The sequence below is a fragment of the Nocardia sp. NPDC049149 genome (assembly GCF_043197455.1).
In the GTDB taxonomy this organism is placed as follows: domain Bacteria; phylum Actinomycetota; class Actinomycetes; order Mycobacteriales; family Mycobacteriaceae; genus Nocardia.
Genome location: NZ_JBICTD010000002.1, coordinates 702,287 through 719,720, shown reverse-complemented (window position 1 = coordinate 719,720; position 17,434 = coordinate 702,287). Strand labels below are relative to the sequence as shown.

Genomic DNA, 17,434 nt, shown 5'->3' with positions numbered 1-17,434 from the left:
TCAAATTCTGGGCAGGTCTCCGGGCCGGGGTGTGGTGCCGGTGGCGTAGGAGGTTTCGTAGGCCATCACGTTGGCAACGTAGGCCATCGAGTTGTTGTAGCGCAGGATCGCCCGGGACTGCTGGGCGAGATCGCGCATGTTCAGGCCGCCGTCGCACAGGTACTTTCCGGCGGTCAGCGCCGCGTCGAAAAGGTTCTGCGGGTCGGCGATGCCATCGCCGTTGCCGTCGGCCGCGTAGTGCGTCCAGGTCTGCGGCAGGAACTGCATCGGGCCGATCGCGCGGTCGTAACCGGCCAGGCCGTCCAGCGCGCCGCCGTCGGTATCGCGAATCACGTTGTTGCCGTACAGGGATCCGTCGAGCACCGGGCCGTAGACCGGCGACAGCGGGTTGCCGTCGTTGTCGGCCTTGCCGCCGTAGTCGTGCGTGGATTCGACGCGACCGATGCCTGCCAGCAGGGTCCACGGCATATTGCAGGTCGGATTCTCTTCCGCGAGAATGCGTTCGGCGTTCTGGTACGCCGAGACCGCGATTCCCGGTACGCCGCCGGGACCGACGGGCAGGTCGGCGCGCTGCCGACCTTCCATCAGCGCAACGGATTTCACCTGCGGCTTCGGCTTGGTCTGCTGCTTTGCCATCGCGTGCTCGACGTATTCGGTCTTGGCGACGGTTTCGGAGATGGCCTGCGGCCTGGCCCCTACTTGTTCGTCCCGATCATCCCCGGGAAGGTGCTGTTCGACTGCCGCGGCGGCCTGGCTGCCCACGTCGGACGCGGCGGTGACGGCCGCGAGTCCGGCGGGAACCAACCCGGTCAGGGCGAGGACGGAGCTGCGCCGGATGGTGATGGCCGGCTGTTTTCGATGACGCCCCACTGTGCGGTGACCCTCCAACTGGCTCGGTGTGAGCCCTTCGTGATGGACGAAGAGAAGGCTACCGCATTCGAGATGTTTTTGTTATCTCTTTGTGATGTGGCCTGAAGTTTCGGATCAGGCAGGCGGGGCAGGCAACGGGATCACGACGCCGAACGGCAGCGTGATGCCCGGCGGCTGCGTCGGCACCGGCGCCGCGCTCGGCGTCGGTTCGGTCGAGACCGTCGGACCCGTCTCCACCGACACGGTCGGCGGCGCTTCAACCGCCACAGTAGGCGGTGCCTCCGGCGTCGGCGCCTGGGCCTGCTGGGCGGCATCGGGGGCGGGTGCAGGCGCCGTGCACACCGGCGCTACGGGCTGTTCCGGGTGCGCGGGATCGGCAGGAGCGGCGGCCGGTCCTGCGGGGTCCGCGGGATTGGGCGGCGCGGCCGGTCCGATGCCGAACGCCTGCGCGGGCGCCGCCGGCCTGATGGCCGCAGGCGCCTGCTCGCCGGGCTGCGGCATCGGGGCCGGAACCGTGACCGGGTCACAGGGATTCAGTGGCTTCGGCAGCACCGGGCAGAGCACGCCACACGGGATCGGCGGCAGCCCGGGGATTGTGATGAACACCTCAGTCGGCGTGGGTGTCGTCGCGCTGGCGGGCGGCGGTGCAGCGGCCGTTGTCGATGGCGTCGAGGTGTTGACCGCCGTCATATCCGACACCTGCACCGGCGTGCTGCCCGGCGGGATCAGATCGGGCGAGATGGTCACCTGCGTCGGAGCGCCGCCGGTGCGGTAGGCCGCCGCCCAGCTGAGCACGTTGGCCGCGTAGGCCGTCGAGTTGTTGTAGCGCAGCACCGAGCGCAGCTCCTGTGCCGGATCACGCAGGTCGAGCCCGCCCGAACACAGGTACTTGCCCGCGGCGAGCGCGGCGTCGAAGACGTTGTTCGGGTCGGCGACCCCGTCGCCGTTGCCGTCCGCGGCGTACAGGCTCCAGGTGCCGGGCAGGAACTGCATGGGCCCGATCGCGCGGACATAGCCGCCGCTGGCCGCCTTGATGATCTCGTTGCCGGGCAGCGTGCCGTCGAGTGCGGGCCCGTAGATGGGGGTGACCGTGGTGCCTGCGGCGTCGGTGCGCCCGCCGCCCGCGTGCCCCGACTCGATGCGGCCGATGCCTGCGAGCAGGCTCCAGGACAACCCGCAGCCCGGCGCGGAGGACTCCATCGCGAGTTCGGCGTTGCGATACGCGGCGAGCACGACTTCCGGGATGCCGAGTGCGCCGCCGACCATGGGCAGCGAGATTTCCTGCAGCGGCACTCGCCCAGCAAACGGCGCGGAACCGTCCGACGGGGTCATTGCCCGCAGTTTGCGGGGTGCCTCCTGGGTCACCGGAAGGAGTCCGACTGTCCGGGACAGTCCGGTCGCGCTGGCCGTCGCGGTGTCGTCTTTGCCGCCGGTCGCGCTGGTCGACGCGGCTAGCAGGGCCTCGGGCGCGGTGGGCGCGCCGGGCGAGGTAGCAGGGTCAGCGGCCGAACCAGAGGCGACAAGACCAGCTACGACCAGGGCCGAGACGGTTATCGGAGCAGATATACGCATTCGGCCACACCAATCCTCTACGTCGTGAGAGCGGCTGTCTGGACCATCCCCTGTCCGGCGCCGCTCGGGACAACGCAGTCCAGGTTACCCACCAGTCAGGTAGTTGTTTGGCATTTCCGGTCAATCGTCAGCTACAGGCGGCGAAACCGGGGCCGGTCCCTGCTTTCGGCCGGAGCTTTTCTTGCGCCGCGGCTCGCGATTGCCCGCCCCCTCGATCCGATCCAGTATCTCCTTCATCTCTTCCAATTCCCTGCGCAAATAGTCGCGCGTCGCCACTTCGCCGACCGCGATTCGCAATGCTGCGAGTTCGCGGGCGAGGAACTCGGTGTCCGCCTTCGTCTGGGCGGCCCGCATCCGGTCCTCCTCCAGCGCAACCCGGTCGCGGTTGTCCTGCCGGTTCTGCGCGAGCAGGATCAGCGGCGCGGCATAGGCGGCCTGAGTGGAGAACGCCAGATTCAACAGAATGAAGGGGTACGGATCCCAGCGCAATGCCACGACGAAGATGTTTAACGCAATCCAAACGATCACGATGATCGTCTGAATGGCCAGGTAGCGGCCGGTTCCGAGGAACCGCGCGACCTGTTCGCTGCTCCGCGCGAGCGCCTCGGCGTCCCAATCGATGCGGAACCGTGATTCGACCGGTGTCTCCAGCCTGCCGCGCGTGCCGACCTTCTCACTCATGCTCGCGCCTCGCCGGCGCTCGGCAACACCCGCAGCCATCCGGTTCGTTCACTCATGCCCGTGAATCCCTTCGTGCAGCTCTTCCTGATCACGCCAGTCGTCGGGCAGCAGATGATCGAGCACGTCGTCGACGCTGACCGCGCCGAGTAGATGGTTCTCCTCGTCCACCACCGGCCCGCAGACCAGGTTGTAAGTGGCGAAATAGCGCGTCACCGCGGCGAGCGGCACATCGGGACGCAGCGGGGCCAGATCGGCGTCGAGAATCCCGCCGACCATATGCGCCGGTGGTTCCCGCAGCAGCTGCTGGATGTGCACCGAGCCCAGATAGCGACCGGTCGGGGTCGCGGTCGGCGGCCTGACCACGAACACCATCGAGGCGAGCGCGGGCGTCAGATCCGGATTGCGCACCCTGGCCAGCGCCTCGGCGACCGTGGTCGAGGGCGTCAGGATGACCGGCTTCGGCGTCATCAGGCCGCCCGCGCTGTACGGCGAATGCTCGAGCAGCCTGCGGACCGGTTCGGATTCCTCCGGGTCCATCAGCGCGAGCAGGGATTCGGCCTCGCCGACCGGAAGTTCGCCGAGCAGGTCGGCAGCGTCGTCGGGATCCATCGCCTCCAGCACGTCGGCCGCGCGGCGCCGCTCCAGGTGGCCGAGAAGTTCGACCTGCTCGTCGTCGGGCAGCTCCTGCACCACATCGGCGAGCCGTTCGTCGTCGAGCGCGACGGCCACCTCGAGCCGCCGCTTCTCCGGCAGCTCGCGCAGCAGGTGCGCGACGTCGGCGGGCCGCATGCCCTCGAACTGTTCCAGCAGCTGGGTGACGTCCTGGCCGGGTCTGTCGATTTCGTGCGGCGTGAGTCCGGAGACATGGATCCAATCCACCACGTGCACGGTGCGCCGCCGCCCGAGCCTGCGGTGTCCGCGCACGGCGACCCTGGTCACCCGGTAGTCCCTGGTGCGGGTCTGCTCGATGCCGAGATCGACGACGAGGACATCGATGTCGGCGAGATCGGGCAGGTCCGGATCTTCCACCCGGACCGAGGAGTCCACGATCTGCGCGAGCGCGAGCATTTCGCCGGGGCGCTGGGTGAACCGGCGCAGGCTCACCGTCCCGGTGTTCAGCGTCACCACGCCGGGTTCGATCGCGGTCACCCGCAGGATCGGCACGAAAATGCGCCGCCTGGTTGGCAATTCGACGACGAGGCCGTGCACCCTCGGCTGCTGGCGGTCGTACCGGATGGCCACGACCACGTCCCTGACCCGGCCGATAGACTCGCCGTCCGGCCCCAACACCACCAGGCCGGCCAGCCTGGCGACGTACACCCTGGTAGCTGCCATGCTTGCCAGGCTAGAGGTTCGGGGGCGGTGACGTACCACGCCACGATCGACGGGAGTGATCTTGAAGCCGCGCCGCTCGGTGCTCGCCTGTCCAGGCAGCAACACCAAGATGATCGAAAAGGCCAAGGGGCTGCCCGTCGACGAGGTGTTTCTCGATCTGGAGGACGCGGTCGCGCCCGCCGCGAAGGCCGAGGCGCGGGCGAATATCGTGGCGGCGCTCAACGACTCGGCGTGGGCAGCGCCACTGCGGGTGGTCCGGGTGAACGACTGGACCACCGAATGGACCTACGCGGACGTGATCACCGTCGTCGAGGGCGCGGGCGCGGCACTGGACGCGATCCTGCTGCCGAAGGTGACCGACGCCGGTCAGGTGCGTGCGCTGGATCTGCTGCTCACTCAGCTGGAGAAGGCCAGCGGGCTCGAGGTCGGCGGGATCGGCATCGAGCCGCAGATCGAAAACGCCCTCGGCTTGCGCAATATCGACGCCATTGCCACCGCGAGCCCGCGGGTGGAAGCGCTCGTCTTCGGCCCTGCCGATTTCATGGCGAGCATCAACATGCGCACCCTGGTGGTCGGCGAACAGCCGGAGGGCTACGACACCGGCGACGCCTACCACCACATCCTGATGACCATCCTGCTCACCGCCCGCGCGCACGGCCTGCAGGCGATCGACGGTCCCTACCTGCAGATTCGGGATGTCGACGGTTTCCGGCGGGCCGCGGCCCGCACCGCTGCGCTCGGCTTCGACGGCAAATGGGTGCTGCACCCAGGCCAGATCGACGCGGCGAACGAGATCTTCAGCCCGCGCCAATCGGATTACGATCGGGCCGAACTGATTCTGGACGCATACGCCTTCCACACCTCGGTCGACGGCGGTGCCCGCGGGGCGGTCATGCTCGGCGACGAAATGATCGATGAGGCCAGCGCGAAAATGGCTCAGGTGATCGCGGAAAAGGGCAGGGCCGCGGCAATGACGCGCACCACGCGTTTCACGCCCCCAGGAAACCGGTCGGAATAGCAGAATAGAGACATGACGAATCCCTTGGGGAACTCGAATCGCGCACGGCAGGGCCTGCCGACGCCGCCGTCCGGCTGGCCTGTCGGCTCCTATCCCACCTATGCCGAGGCGCAGAAGGCTGTTGACTACCTCGCCGACGGGCAGTTCCCGGTGCAGGACGTGACCATCGTCGGCGTCGACCTCATGCAGGTCGAGCGGGTCCTGTACCGGCTGACCTGGGGCAAGGTCATCGGCGGCGGCGTGGTGAGCGGAGCGTGGCTCGGCCTGTTCCTCGGCCTGTTGCTGAGCCTGTTCACCACGAGCGGCACCTGGGGACCGCTGGCGGTCGGCTTGGTCGGCGGCGTCATCTTCGGCGTCATCTCGACCTCGATCCCGTACGCGGCGACCAAGGGGCAGCGCGACTTCGCCTCGACCATGCAGTTGGTGGCCGGACGCTACGACGTGCTGTGCGACCCGAAGTCGGCGGAGCAGGCGCGGGACATGCTTGCGCGGCTGGCCATCTGACGCATGGAGGTGGTGTCGACGGTCCGCACCGGTGTGCTCGACCATTTCGGTGTGCTGGCGACCGGCGTCGATTCGGCGTCGGTGACGTTTCTCGGGTTGGAGCCGATCGAGATCCTGCGGATCGTCGACGGCGATCTGGTGCATTACGCAACGGTGGGCGGTTCCCGGCATCCGATGGGCGATCCCACTGCGCTGCTTGCCGATCCGCTGCGCGGCCCGAGGGCCGAGCTGGTGCTGACGCTGCGCGGCTCGGCGGGCGCGAGCTCGGGTCTGGCCAAGACGCTCGGCGTGCTCGCCGCCGCGCCCGCGGTGGAAGGTGTTGTGCTGCAAGCCGATGCGCTGATGGATCTGGGCGAGCCGATGTGGCACAACGCGCCGTTCACCGCGGTGTTGTTGGGGGACAGCGGCATTCCCGAGGTGGTGCTGCCCGAACCGGCCGAGCCGGTGCGCTATTTGGCGGTGACCCCGTTGACCGCCACCGAGGCGGCGTGGGTCCGGGTGCGCGGGGCGCAGGCACTGCGCGAGGCGTGGGCCGAGGCGGGCATCGACGTGCGCGACCCCGAGCGGGGCGCGGCCAGAATGTGATTCGCCGCTACAGCCAGTTGTTGCGGTGGAAGTTGACGTACAACGCCACGCAGATGGCAAGGGTGAACGCGATGATGATCCAGAACCCCCACGTCGCCTCCAGTCCCGGCATGTGCGTGAAGTTCATCCCGTAGACGCCCGCGATCATCGTCGGCACCGCGGCGATCGCGACCCACGCCGAGATCTTGCGCATGTCGGTGTTCTGCTGCACGCCGACCTTGGCGAGCGCCGCGCTGATCAACGCGCTCAGTGCCTCGTCGAAGTCGGTGATCCGCTCGGAGACGCCGGCGTGATGGTCGGCCACATCGCGCATATAGCGGCGAATCTCCTTGGGCAGCGGCACATCCGGCTTGTGCCCGAGGATCTGTAGCGGCACCGCGAGCGGGGTCACCGCGCGGCGCAGCTCGACCACCTCGCGCTTGAGCTGGTAGATCGACTCGATGGTGACCTGGCTGCGCGGGGTGAAGACCTCTTCCTCCATCGCGTCGATGTCGAGCTCGACCGACTGCGCCACCTCGATATACGAGTCGACCACATGATCGGCGATGCCGTGCAGCACCGCACCGGTGCCGAGCATCAGCCTGGCCGGATCGGACTCCAGCTCCTTGCGCAGCGTAGCCAATTCGGAGTGCTCGCCGTGCCGGACCGCGACCACGAAGTCCGGTGCGGCGAACACCATGATCTCGCCGGTCTCCACGATCTCACTGACAGTGTGCAATTCGTGCTCGACGTAGGCGACCGTCCGCATCACCAGGATCAGCGTGTCGTCGTAGCGTTCCAGCTTCGGGCGCTGATGCGCCTTGACCGCGTCCTCGGCGGCGAGCGCGTGCAGGCCGAAAGTCTCTGCAATATCGGCCATCTGGGTCTCGTCCGGATCGTGCAGGCCGACCCAGACGAAGCCGGCGCCTCGGTTGCGCACCTCGGCGAGCGCGTCCCGGTGCGTGAATCTGCCGGGCAGTCGGCGCCCTTCGACGTACACGCCGCAGTCGACGATGGCCCGTGCGGTCGGCACCGGGATGCGCGGCAGCGGCCGCGCCGCGCGGCCGGAACCGCGAAACGACGGGAGCGGCGGAATAGATGGCACGTCCGTGATGCTACGTCGCCTGGATGTGCGGGTGCTGGGCTGAACACTGTAAGACTGGAGGGCGTGCGCATCGACCTGCATACCCACTCGACCGCGTCCGACGGCACCGATACTCCGGCCGAGCTGGTACGGAACGCCGCGGCCGCCGGCTTGGACGTCATCGCGATCACCGACCACGACACGACGTCGGGCTGGACCGAGGCGGTCGAGGCGTTACCCAAGGGGCTCACGCTGGTCCGCGGGATGGAGATGTCGTGCATCGGCCTCGGCGAGGACGGCTGGCCGGTCCCCGTCCATCTGCTTGCCTATCTGTTCGATCCGGCCGATCGGTGTTTCGCCGAGGAGCGGGAACGGCTACGCGGCGAGCGGGTCGAGCGGGTGCGTGCGATGGCCGAGCGCATGGTCGCCGACGGGTTACCGATCGATCCGGACGAAGTGCTCGCGTCGGCAGGCCCGTCCGCGGGGCGCCCGCACCTGGCCAGGGCACTGGTTGCCGCGGGCGTGGTGCCGAGCGTGGACGCCGCGTTCGAGGAGCTGCTCGCGCCGCACGGCCCGTACTACGCCGAGAAGGCCGATACGCCGTTGCGCCGCGCGGTCGAGATGATCGCCACCGCGGGCGGGGTCAGCGTGCTCGCCCACACCAGGGCTCGCAAGCGGGGCAGGCTGCTTGCCCTCGACGACATCCGCGAGCTCGCCACCTTCGGGCTCGGCGGACTGGAGATCGATCACCCGGATCATTCGGCGCACGATCGCCAGGTGCTGGCCGAACTCGCCGCCGAGCTCGGCCTGCTCACCACCGGCTCGTCGGATTACCACGGCGCCAACAAGACGATCCGGCTCGGCGACTGCACCACCGATCCTGCGCAATTCGAGGTGCTCGTCGGCAAGGCGACCGGGGTGCCGGTGGTCGTCTCGTGAGAGTGCTGCGTGGTCTCAGTGGCGTCGTTGCCGCGGGAACCTTCGCCCTCATGCTGGTCATCGTCGGCGCGGCGGTGATCGCGGCGCGCCGGGATTTTCCGGGTCCCGGCGTCGAATCGGTGTCGTGGCACATCGTGTCAGCGGTGATAACGGTTGCGGCACAGATTTATTCGGATAGACATCGGGGTTTGGCGGCTTTTTCTGGATCTGTGGTTGTTTTTATCGTCGCTGGACTATTGCTGTGGACGCAGTGGTGGAGTTGATATCCGGCTGCTGAGACTTTGCCGTCTCGGCCACGGACTGATCACGAATCAGACCGACAACGCCGATATTCGCGGTAATGGTTGCGGCTACGTGAATTGTGGCCGAATATTTCTCTTTGTGACGGAACTCGAGACGGACGTACTGGTTTTGGGTGGAGGCCCCGCCGGAACCTGGGCCGCCGTCTCCGCCGCCGCCGCAGGCGCCCGCGTCGTGCTCGCCGACAAGGCTCGCTGCGGCACCAGCGGTCCGACGGCATACGGCACCACCTCGCTCTGGAACATCCCCCCTGGACCTGCCAGAGACGAGGCCGTACACCGAGGTTACGCGCACGGTGGTGGACTGGGCGACCAGGACTGGATGCATCGGGTCCTCGAGGAAACCCATCAGCGTGTGGAGCAGCTGGCCCGCTGGGGTTACCGGTTTCCCGGCGCGGGACCCGGTGGGCGCCGGTCGTCGCTGCGGGTGTACCTCGACGGCGCGAGCTATTTGCGCCGCATGCGCCGTAGCGCGATCGACGCGGGCGTGCGCATCCTCGACCATCACCCCGCCCTGCAATTGCTTGTCGATCGCGACGGCATGGTTGCGGGCGCGACCGGCGTGCAGCAGCACAACCAATGCAGGCAGTGGACCATCCGGGCCGGCGCCGTCGTGGTGGCGACCGGCGGGTGCGCGTTCCTGTCCGGCGGCGCAGGCACCGACGTGGACACCGGCGACGGCCTGCTGTTCGCCGCGGAGGCGGGCGCCCAGCTGTCCGGGATGGAATTCTCCAGCGCATACGGGCTGACGCCGATGCTGAATGTGGCGAACCCGGTGAACCATGCGAACTCGGCACCCGGCCTCGCCCTGCACTTCGCGACGCTCTACGACGAGTCGGGCCAGGCGTTGGACGGCCATCGCGCCGCCGCCTTCGCCGAGATCGCCGACGGCCGCCGGGTATTCGCGGCACTCGATGACGTGCCCGAGACGGTGCGCGGCTGGCTGGCCAGGCACGGCCTGGTCGACCACACCAGGAGGGTGCCGCTGCGCGCCGTCCTCGAGGGCACGGTGCGCGGCACCGGCGGTCTGCGGATCGCGGGCCGCGACTGTGCCACCACGGTCGGCGGCCTGTTCGGCGCGGGCGACGTGACCACCAGGGAACCGATCACCGGCGCGGTGAGCGGGTTCGGCGGACAGGGCGGCGCATGGGCGATCGCCTCCGGCGTGTGGGCAGGCGCGGGCGCGGCCAGGTATGCGCGCACGGCCGACCGACGCGCTCCGGTCCGCGAAGTGCCCGGCGCCGGGCTCAATCCCGTGTCACGGATCGACCCGCGCGCGGTGGTCGGGCTCGTGCAGGAGCACACGCTGCCGTTGCGCCGCAGCTACTGGCGCAGCGCGGGCAGTCTGCACGACAGCATCGGCGAACTCGACACGATGTGGCCAGGCGCCGAATTCGACCTCGGCGGTAGCGGTCTGGACCGGCTACGAGCCAGGCAGGCGGCGGCATTGCTTGCGGTGGCGCGGTGGACCAAGTACAGCGCGTTGGCGCGCACCGAGACCCGTGGCATGCACCGGCGCACGGATCATCCTGGGGCCGAAGACGATTGGCAGGTGCGGCTGATGTCGGGCGGGCTCGACACCGTGTGGGTGCGCCCGGATGCCCGCGAGAAGGCGGCACTCGACGCGGGCGAGATCGGCGCACTCGACGGCGATACCACACCCGTGGCGGCCAGGCCGATCGCGGTGGTGGCAGGCCGTGAGCGTGGCATCGTGTCGAGGCGGGACGTGGCAACGATCGAGACGTTCGGGAAAGGGGCGCCGCACCTGCGTGAGCCCATCCGGTTGGCTGCGCGCTCGGCCGCGGTGCCGGACGCGCCGGAGATCCTGCCCGAAGACGACGAGGGCACCGCACATCTCACACCGGCCGACCCGATCGCGATGTGACAACTCACCGCGCGAGCACGGCTGCCTGCGAGTTTTCGCTTACCGCCGGGTAATTCCCGCGCCTTAACCTTGGTACGTGCGTGCGACACGGCGTAAACCCGACCGGTTTGGCAAGTCGCTGACCGTGCTGGCAGAATGTGTCGGATTCCGTACCCAAGCCACCGCCGGGTACTGGAGTTACGGAGATCTCCGCCTCGCGACGCACCGTCGTGACCCGAGGATCACGCCGCATGTTCTGTCTGGACCCACCCGTCCGGCTCTCGCTCCGCGGATCAGTGCCGCGCCACGTCACCGACATCGGCAACGGGTTTTCGCGACCCGCCGTCCGATTCGAAACGTACCGGTCAGCGCACTCGATGAGCGTTATGAATCCCCAGGCGAGCAGCCTGCGGAGCGATCAAAAGACCTTAATACCCAAATACCCGGCGGTAACCGTCCCCCGGTTTGTCCGACCCGAGCAGGAGTGAAATCGTGTCACCTGTGACTGACGCACCGAATGCCACCACGGCCCCGCACGCCGACACCGCAGCAAGCCTTTCCGCAATTACGCACGACGAGATTTTCGCGGGGCATCTTGGCGGCAAACTCTCGGTCGAACTCAGCTCGCCGTTGGAAACGCAACGCGACTTGTCGATCGCCTACACCCCCGGTGTCGCTCAGGTCAGCCGGGCGATCGCGCAGGACGCGGAACTGTGCAAGCGCTACACCTGGACCGACCGCCTCGTCGTCGTGGTCAGCGACGGCACCGCGGTGCTCGGCCTCGGTGACATCGGCCCGCGCGCCTCGCTGCCGGTGATGGAGGGCAAGGCGGCGCTGTTCAAGAAGTTCGCAGGCCTCAACTCGATCCCGATCGTGTTGGACACCAAGGACGTCGACGAAATCGTCGAGACGCTGATCCGGCTGCGCCCCAGCTTCGGCGCGGTGAACCTGGAGGACATCTCGGCGCCGCGCTGCTTCGAGATCGAGCGGCGGGTCATCGAGGCGCTCGACTGCCCGGTCATGCACGACGACCAGCACGGCACCGCCATCGTGGTGCTCGCCGCCCTCAACGGCGCGGCGAGGGTGCAGGGTCGCGGCATCGCGGACCTGAAGGTCGTGGTGTCCGGTGCGGGCGCGGCAGGCGTCGCGTGCACGAATATCCTGCTGGCCGCGGGTGTTCGGGACGTCACCGTGCTCGACTCGAAGGGCATCGTCAGCCGCGAGCGCACCGACCTCAACGAGGTGAAGGCCGAGCTGGCCACCAGGACCAACCCGCGCGGGCTCAATGGTGGTGCGGCCGAGGCATTGCAGGGCGCCGACGTGTTCCTCGGCCTGTCCGCAGGCCTGATCGCCGAGGAGCTCATCGCCTCGATGGCGCCGGAGTCGATCGTGTTCGCGATGTCCAACCCGGACCCGGAGATTCACCCCGAGGTCGCGCGCAAGTACGCGTCGATCGTCGCGACCGGTCGCAGTGACTTCCCGAACCAGATCAACAACGTGCTCGCGTTCCCCGGTGTGTTCAAGGGTGCGCTCGATGCGGGTGCGCGCCGGATCACCGAGGGCATGAAGATCGCCGCCGCCGATGCCATTCTCAGCGTCGTCGCCGACGAGCTCGGCCCGGACAAGATCGTGCCGAGCCCGCTCGACCCGCGGGTCGCCCCTGCCGTCGCCGAGGCCGTCGCGGCCGCAGCGCGCGCCGAAGGCGTTGCCTAGCAGTTACCTTCGCTGGCCGGAAGGCGCCTCGTCCCGATTCGGGCGGGGCGCTTTCTGTTTGGCGGCGCGGGCCGACATCCTGACCCACAGATTCAGGGCGATCATCGCGCCGAGCGCGGCGAGCAGCGAGACGGCGACCACCGGACTCCGGTCCGTGGACGACGCCCAGACGAACAGCAGGATCGCCACGAGCGCCACATAGCCGCCGATGAACCTGATACTCATCGGCCAGACGTTAGCCGGTTCGCCGTGCCGCGCGTGCGGTTTACAGCAGGTGCTCGTCGAGCCAGGCGCGCGCCACCTCGGCAGGCTTGGCCTGCTCGTCCCGGATGCGGCGGAGCATGGTGCCGAGATCGTCGGTGGTGAGTTCGCCCGCAACGTAATTGAGCTTCTTGATCTGTCGAGCGTCGAGCGCGCCCTTGCGGAACAGCGGCAGCACGTTCTCGGCGCGTACCGCGTAGGTGGTGTCCGACAGCACGGTCAGCCCGTCCGTCGCTCCCGGCGCCGCGGTCGGCGGGCCGGTCAGCAGCCCGGCTTGAACCTGCCCGTCCAGCAATGCCTTTCGGAGCGCGGCCGGGTCGGCGAACGGCACCACGTCGGCGAACACGCAGCCTGCGGGTTGTGCGACGCTCGGCGGCGCGGGCAGCAATCCTGGCGCCGAGGCCACGCCTGCGACGAGCCCGCCGCATTTCGGCCCGAGATCGGCGACCGACTGCACGCTGTCCTGTGCGGCCGCCGCCGCGGTGAGCAGCACCCGCGCTCGCAGGTCGGTGCCGTCGGAGGGATCGGACACCACCAGTCCTTCCGGCAGCGACTTGCTCAGTGCGAGAGCAACCTTGTCGGGCAGCCGGTCGGTCGCCTTCGCGTCGAGGAACGCGAGCAGCGCACCGGTGTGCTCGCCGACCACTGTTGCTCGACCGGCGTCGAGGGCGGCCAGATAGTCCGCGCGGCCGCCGAGATCGGTAGCCAGCGAGGTGCGCGCGCCGGTCCGAGCCAATGCGCCCGCATAAATTTCGGCGAGCAGCCTCGACTCGATCGAATCACCGGCACCGACCGTGATCGGTGCGCCGTGCTCACCGTTTCCGCAGGCTACGGCCGTTGCGGCGGTCGCAACGACGAGAATTCGCGCGAGCCTGCGCAGCGACGCGGCCACCACCATCCGGCGACACCAACTCTCCGAGAGATCGACAGAGCTAACAGGAACACCCTGAAGCGGGCAGTATGGACTCCCAGAATGTACCGGTGGCTGTCGCGCCCCGGACCTTCGCACTGCCCGTCATGCCGGAAGGACTCCAGTGAAAACCTCGATCACCCCCGATGCCGCGCGGCACGGTCGGTCGGCGCTGCGGTTAGCGCTGCGCGCCACGCGTTTCCTCGTTGCCGCCGCCGCGTTGGCCGTCGCCATGATCCTGTCCGCGTGTGGCAATTCCGACCCGCTAGCCAGCAAGGGCGACTGTGCGGGGGAGGGGCTCATCGTCGGCTCTGCGAACTTCCCCGAGTCCGAGACCGTCGCGAACATCTACGCGGAGGTCTTGCGCGTCAACGGTTTCAAGGTCGACACCAAGCTGAACATCGGCAGCCGTGAGGCCTATGTTCCTGCGGTGCGCGAGTGCGCGATCTCGGTGATCCCGGAGTACACCGGCAACCTGCTGCAGTACCTGGACAAGAACGCCACCGCGACCAGCGCCGCCGAGGTGGACAGCGCGCTGGCCACGGCGCTCGGCGCCGATCTCACCATCGGCACCCCGGCGCCAGGCGAAGACTCCGACGCGGTCGTGGTCACCCGCGCCACCGCCGACCGCTGGAACCTGAAGAGCATCGCCGACCTGGCCGCGCACGCCGCCGAGGTGAAATTCGGTGCGCCTGCGGAGTTTCAGGAACGCGCGGGCGGCCTGCCGGGGCTGAAGAAGAACTACAACCTCGACATCGCCGCGAGCAACTTCGTGCCGATCGCCGACGGCGGCGGCCCGGCGACGGTGCGTGCGCTGGTCGACGGCCAGGTGACCGCGGCCGACATCTTCACCACCTCGCCTGCCATCACCCAGAACAACCTGGTGGTGCTCGAGGATCCGAAGCACAACTTCCCCGCGCAGAACGTGGTGCCGCTGCTCAACGCGGCCAAGAAGTCGGACAAGGTGCTCGCCGCCCTCAACGTCGCCTCGGCGAAGCTGACCACCGCCGAGCTGATCAAGCTGAACGAGGCCGTCTCGGGTGCCGGCAAGACCGAGCCCAAGGCCGCTGCCGTGGCGTGGGTGAACGCCCAAGGGCTGAATACGCCGATCGGGTAGGGGAAAGCGTTGTCCGATATCGAGTTCCGCGGTATCAGCAAGATCTATCCGGACGGCACGCACGCCGTCACCGAGCTCGATCTGCGCATCGAATCGGGGTCGTTCACCGTGTTCGTCGGCCCGTCCGGCTGCGGGAAGACCACCTCGATGCGCATGATCAACCGGATGATCACCCCCAGTGCGGGCACGATCACCATTGCCGGGCAGGACATCTCAGCCGTCGATCCGGTCAAGCTGCGCCTCGGTATCGGCTACGTGATCCAGAGCGGCGGGTTGCTGCCGCACCGCACGGTCGTCGACAATGTCGCGACCGTGCCGGTGCTGCGCGGTGATTCGCGCAAGGCAGCCAGGGCAGCGGCGCTCGAGGTGCTCGACCGGGTCGGCCTGGATCGGTCGCTGGCCGGGCGCTATCCCGCGCAGCTGTCCGGCGGCCAGCAGCAGCGGGTCGGCGTGGCACGGGCGCTGGCCGCCGACCCGCCGGTGTTGCTGATGGACGAGCCGTTCAGCGCCGTCGACCCGGTGGTGCGGGCCGAGCTGCAGCTCGAAATGCGAAGGCTGCAAGCCGAACTATGCAAGACGATCGTGTTCGTGACGCACGACATCGACGAGGCGATCACCCTCGGCGACCGGCTCGCGGTGTTCGGGCGGGGTGGCGTGCTACAGCAGTACGACGCACCCGAACGCGTGCTCGCCCAGCCCGCCACCGATTTCGTCGCCGATTTCGTCGGACGCGACCGCGGCTACCGTGGCCTGTCCTTCCGGACGGCGAAAGAGGTTCCGCTGCACGACATCCGGACTGTCACCGCGGCCGAGGTTGCGGCGCTCCGGTTGGATCGCGGCGACTGGGTGCTGATCGTCGACGCCGACGGCAAGCCGTCCGGGTGGGTGGATGTGACCGGCGTCGAGGCGGTGCGCGCCGGGCACTCGCTGGCGGAGAGCACCTCCGCGGGCGGTTCGCTGTTCACGCCGACCGGCGATTTGCGCCAAGCGCTGGACGCGGCGATCTCCTCGCCCTCCGGAGTCGGTGTCGCCGTGGATGATTCGGGTGCGGTCCGGGGCGTGGTGCTCGCCACCGAGGTGCTGCAGCAGTTGGCGGGGCAGCGGGCGACCGAGGACGCCGAACGCAATCGGCACTTCTTCGAGCAGGAACAAGCGCAATGAGCATCGGAGAACGGTGGTCGGCGTGGCGGAGCGAAACCGGTAGGGCGACGTGAACTACCTGATCGACAACTTCGCCGAGATCATGGGGATCACCAAAACCCATCTGTACCTTGCGCTTGTGCCGTTGGCGCTCGGGCTGGTGATCGCGGTGCCCGTCGGCGCGTTGATCCGCCGGGTGCCCTGGTTGCGCCGGATCACGGTCACCGTGGCGAGCCTGGCGTACACGATCCCGTCGCTGGCGCTCTTCGTGATCATCCCGCCGATAGTCGGGATTTCCGCCATCGACCCGCTGAACGTCATCATCGCGCTGACCGTGTATTCGACGGCGCTGTTGGTCATCGCGGTGCCCGCCGCGCTGGATTCGGTGCCTGCCCAGGTGGTCGATGCCGCCGACGCGGTCGGGTTCAGCTCGGTGCGGCGCACGCTCACCGTCGACATGCCTTTGGCCATCCCGGTTTTCGTGTCCAGCCTGCGGGTGGTGGTGGTCACCAATATCGCCATGGTCTCGGTCGGCGCGTTGATCGGTGTCGGCGGGCTCGGCAAGCTGTTCACTCAGGGCTACCAGCGTGATTATCCGGACGAGATCGTCGCGGGCATCATCGTGATTTTGGCGCTGGCCTTGATCTTCGACCGTCTGGTCTACGGTCTCGGTCGCTGGGCCACACCGTGGGTGCGCGCCGACGCCGAGGCCGGGCAAGCGAAAGGCGCAGGCGCATGAACCTTTTCCTCGACGCCTGGCACTACTTCACCGACGGTGCGCACTGGACCGGGCCTGCCGGCATCGAACACCGTCTGCTGGAACATCTTTGGTACAGCTTCCTCACCATCCTCAGCTCTGCGGTGATCGCCGTGCCGCTCGGCTTGGTGATCGGCCACACGCGGCGCGGTGCCGCGCTGCTCGTCGGGTTCGCCAATGCCATGCGGGCGTTGCCCACCCTGGGTTTGCTCACCTTCCTGGTGCTGCTGCTCGGCCTCGGGTTGATCCCGCCGCTGCTCGCCCTCATCACGGTCGGCATCCCGCCGCTGCTGGCCGGCGCGTACGCCGGAATCGCCAATGTGCCAGTGGATGTCGTCGATGCGTCGCGGGCGATGGGGATGACCGAACGGCAGATCCTGTTCCGGGTCGAGGTGCCCAACGCCATGCCGATTCTGCTGACCGGGCTGCGCGGGGCCACCTTGCAGGTCGTCGCCACCGCGACCATCGCGGCGTTCGTCAACCTCGGCGGTCTCGGCCGCTACATCTTCGACGGACTCAGCCTCCATCGCTACGACCGGGTGCTCGTCGGCGCTGTGCTTGTCGCGGTGCTGGCGGTGGTTCTCGACGGTCTGCTCGCCATCACCGTGTGGGCGAGCACGCCGGGCACCGGCAGGCTGCGCCGCGCCGCTGTGCTGCCCACCACCGCCGACCTCAGCGCGCAGTCCGCAGGCTGACCTGCGCCGGTCCGCCCGCCCACCCTCGGTGGGCGGGCATTTTTATGTCGCCGATCACGTTTCTTACCGGAAGAACCGTCTTGCGGGTGTCTATTCCGCGTCGTATATTCC

General features: G+C 68.3%; 18 protein-coding genes. 11 read left to right on the top strand and 7 right to left on the bottom strand.

Annotated elements, in window-relative coordinates; translation table 11 throughout:
• The 4 genes from ACGFNJ_RS09010 to ACGFNJ_RS08995 all read right to left on the bottom strand — a co-directional run bounded on the left by ACGFNJ_RS09010 (position 1) and on the right by ACGFNJ_RS08995 (position 4,458).
• Positions 1 to 870 (bottom strand): lytic transglycosylase domain-containing protein, encoded by an 870-nt coding sequence (locus ACGFNJ_RS09010; protein ID WP_393445125.1) that lies wholly within the window; start codon positions 868 to 870, stop codon positions 1 to 3.
• Between the two features lie 114 nt (positions 871 to 984).
• On the bottom strand, positions 985 to 2,442 hold the full coding sequence (locus ACGFNJ_RS09005) for a lytic transglycosylase domain-containing protein (RefSeq protein WP_393445123.1): 1,458 nt from the start codon (positions 2,440 to 2,442) through the stop codon (positions 985 to 987).
• 120 nt (positions 2,443 to 2,562) lie between these two features.
• Positions 2,563 to 3,123 carry a DUF1003 domain-containing protein gene (locus ACGFNJ_RS09000; protein ID WP_393445915.1) on the bottom strand — a complete coding sequence of 187 codons (561 nt, stop codon included), beginning with the start codon at positions 3,121 to 3,123 and terminating at the stop codon, positions 2,563 to 2,565.
• Positions 3,124 to 3,171: 48 nt separating this feature from the next.
• Positions 3,172 to 4,458 (bottom strand): magnesium transporter MgtE N-terminal domain-containing protein, encoded by a 1,287-nt coding sequence (locus ACGFNJ_RS08995; RefSeq protein ID WP_393445121.1) that lies wholly within the window; start codon positions 4,456 to 4,458, stop codon positions 3,172 to 3,174.
• Between the two features lie 55 nt (positions 4,459 to 4,513).
• Between ACGFNJ_RS08995 and ACGFNJ_RS08990 the strand changes: the two genes are divergently transcribed.
• The 3 genes from ACGFNJ_RS08990 to ACGFNJ_RS08980 are packed head-to-tail and all read left to right on the top strand — an operon-like array spanning position 4,514 to position 6,565.
• A complete protein-coding gene (locus tag ACGFNJ_RS08990; protein WP_393445119.1) occupies positions 4,514 to 5,476 on the top strand; it encodes an HpcH/HpaI aldolase/citrate lyase family protein in 963 nt (320 codons plus the stop codon).
• Positions 5,477 to 5,488: 12 nt separating this feature from the next.
• Positions 5,489 to 5,980: a general stress protein gene (locus tag ACGFNJ_RS08985; protein ID WP_393445117.1), complete on the top strand. Its 492-nt coding sequence runs from the start codon at positions 5,489 to 5,491 to the stop codon at positions 5,978 to 5,980.
• A gap of 3 nt (positions 5,981 to 5,983) precedes the next feature.
• A complete protein-coding gene (locus tag ACGFNJ_RS08980) occupies positions 5,984 to 6,565 on the top strand; it encodes a suppressor of fused domain protein (protein ID WP_069164252.1) in 582 nt (193 codons plus the stop codon).
• A 7-nt stretch (positions 6,566 to 6,572) separates the two neighbouring features.
• On the opposite strand, the gene ACGFNJ_RS08975 is transcribed toward ACGFNJ_RS08980, so the two are convergent.
• Positions 6,573 to 7,649, bottom strand: a complete 1,077-nt coding sequence (locus ACGFNJ_RS08975; protein WP_393445114.1) for a magnesium and cobalt transport protein CorA — start codon at positions 7,647 to 7,649, stop codon at positions 6,573 to 6,575.
• A gap of 63 nt (positions 7,650 to 7,712) precedes the next feature.
• On the opposite strand from ACGFNJ_RS08975, the gene ACGFNJ_RS08970 reads away from it, so the two are divergent.
• The 4 genes from ACGFNJ_RS08970 to ACGFNJ_RS08955 all read left to right on the top strand — a co-directional run bounded on the left by ACGFNJ_RS08970 (position 7,713) and on the right by ACGFNJ_RS08955 (position 12,443).
• Complete coding sequence (locus ACGFNJ_RS08970) at positions 7,713 to 8,567, top strand: PHP domain-containing protein (RefSeq protein ID WP_393445112.1); 855 nt, start codon at positions 7,713 to 7,715, stop codon at positions 8,565 to 8,567.
• Positions 8,568 to 8,617: 50 nt separating this feature from the next.
• Positions 8,618 to 8,830: a hypothetical protein gene (locus ACGFNJ_RS08965; RefSeq protein ID WP_393445110.1), complete on the top strand. Its 213-nt coding sequence runs from the start codon at positions 8,618 to 8,620 to the stop codon at positions 8,828 to 8,830.
• 118 nt (positions 8,831 to 8,948) lie between these two features.
• Positions 8,949 to 10,751, top strand: coding sequence for an FAD-binding protein (locus tag ACGFNJ_RS08960; protein WP_393445108.1), 1,803 nt, complete (start codon positions 8,949 to 8,951; stop codon positions 10,749 to 10,751).
• 480 nt (positions 10,752 to 11,231) lie between these two features.
• Complete coding sequence (locus ACGFNJ_RS08955) at positions 11,232 to 12,443, top strand: NADP-dependent malic enzyme (RefSeq protein ID WP_174567721.1); 1,212 nt, start codon at positions 11,232 to 11,234, stop codon at positions 12,441 to 12,443.
• Between the two features lie 3 nt (positions 12,444 to 12,446).
• On the opposite strand, the gene ACGFNJ_RS08950 is transcribed toward ACGFNJ_RS08955, so the two are convergent.
• Both ACGFNJ_RS08950 and ACGFNJ_RS08945 read right to left on the bottom strand, forming a co-directional pair.
• A complete protein-coding gene (locus ACGFNJ_RS08950; RefSeq protein WP_393445105.1) occupies positions 12,447 to 12,668 on the bottom strand; it encodes a hypothetical protein in 222 nt (73 codons plus the stop codon).
• Positions 12,669 to 12,708: 40 nt separating this feature from the next.
• The gene (locus tag ACGFNJ_RS08945) at positions 12,709 to 13,602 is read right to left on the bottom strand and encodes a glycine betaine ABC transporter substrate-binding protein (RefSeq protein WP_393445102.1); all 894 of its coding nucleotides are present in this window, start codon (positions 13,600 to 13,602) and stop codon (positions 12,709 to 12,711) included.
• Positions 13,603 to 13,846: 244 nt separating this feature from the next.
• Here ACGFNJ_RS08945 and ACGFNJ_RS08940 point away from each other — a divergent pair, with 244 nt between their 5' ends.
• Genes ACGFNJ_RS08940 through ACGFNJ_RS08925 form a run of 4 tightly spaced genes read left to right on the top strand, consistent with a single transcriptional unit; the run spans position 13,847 to position 17,323 of the window.
• Positions 13,847 to 14,731: an ABC transporter substrate-binding protein gene (locus tag ACGFNJ_RS08940; RefSeq protein WP_393445913.1), complete on the top strand. Its 885-nt coding sequence runs from the start codon at positions 13,847 to 13,849 to the stop codon at positions 14,729 to 14,731.
• 9 nt (positions 14,732 to 14,740) lie between these two features.
• Positions 14,741 to 15,892, top strand: a complete 1,152-nt coding sequence (locus ACGFNJ_RS08935) for an ABC transporter ATP-binding protein (RefSeq protein WP_393445100.1) — start codon at positions 14,741 to 14,743, stop codon at positions 15,890 to 15,892.
• A 49-nt stretch (positions 15,893 to 15,941) separates the two neighbouring features.
• Positions 15,942 to 16,610: an ABC transporter permease gene (locus ACGFNJ_RS08930; protein ID WP_393445098.1), complete on the top strand. Its 669-nt coding sequence runs from the start codon at positions 15,942 to 15,944 to the stop codon at positions 16,608 to 16,610.
• On the top strand, positions 16,607 to 17,323 hold the full coding sequence (locus ACGFNJ_RS08925) for an ABC transporter permease (protein WP_393445096.1): 717 nt from the start codon (positions 16,607 to 16,609) through the stop codon (positions 17,321 to 17,323). The genes ACGFNJ_RS08930 and ACGFNJ_RS08925 overlap by 4 nt, the downstream gene beginning before the upstream one ends.
• The last annotated feature ends 111 nt before the right edge of the window (positions 17,324 to 17,434 follow it).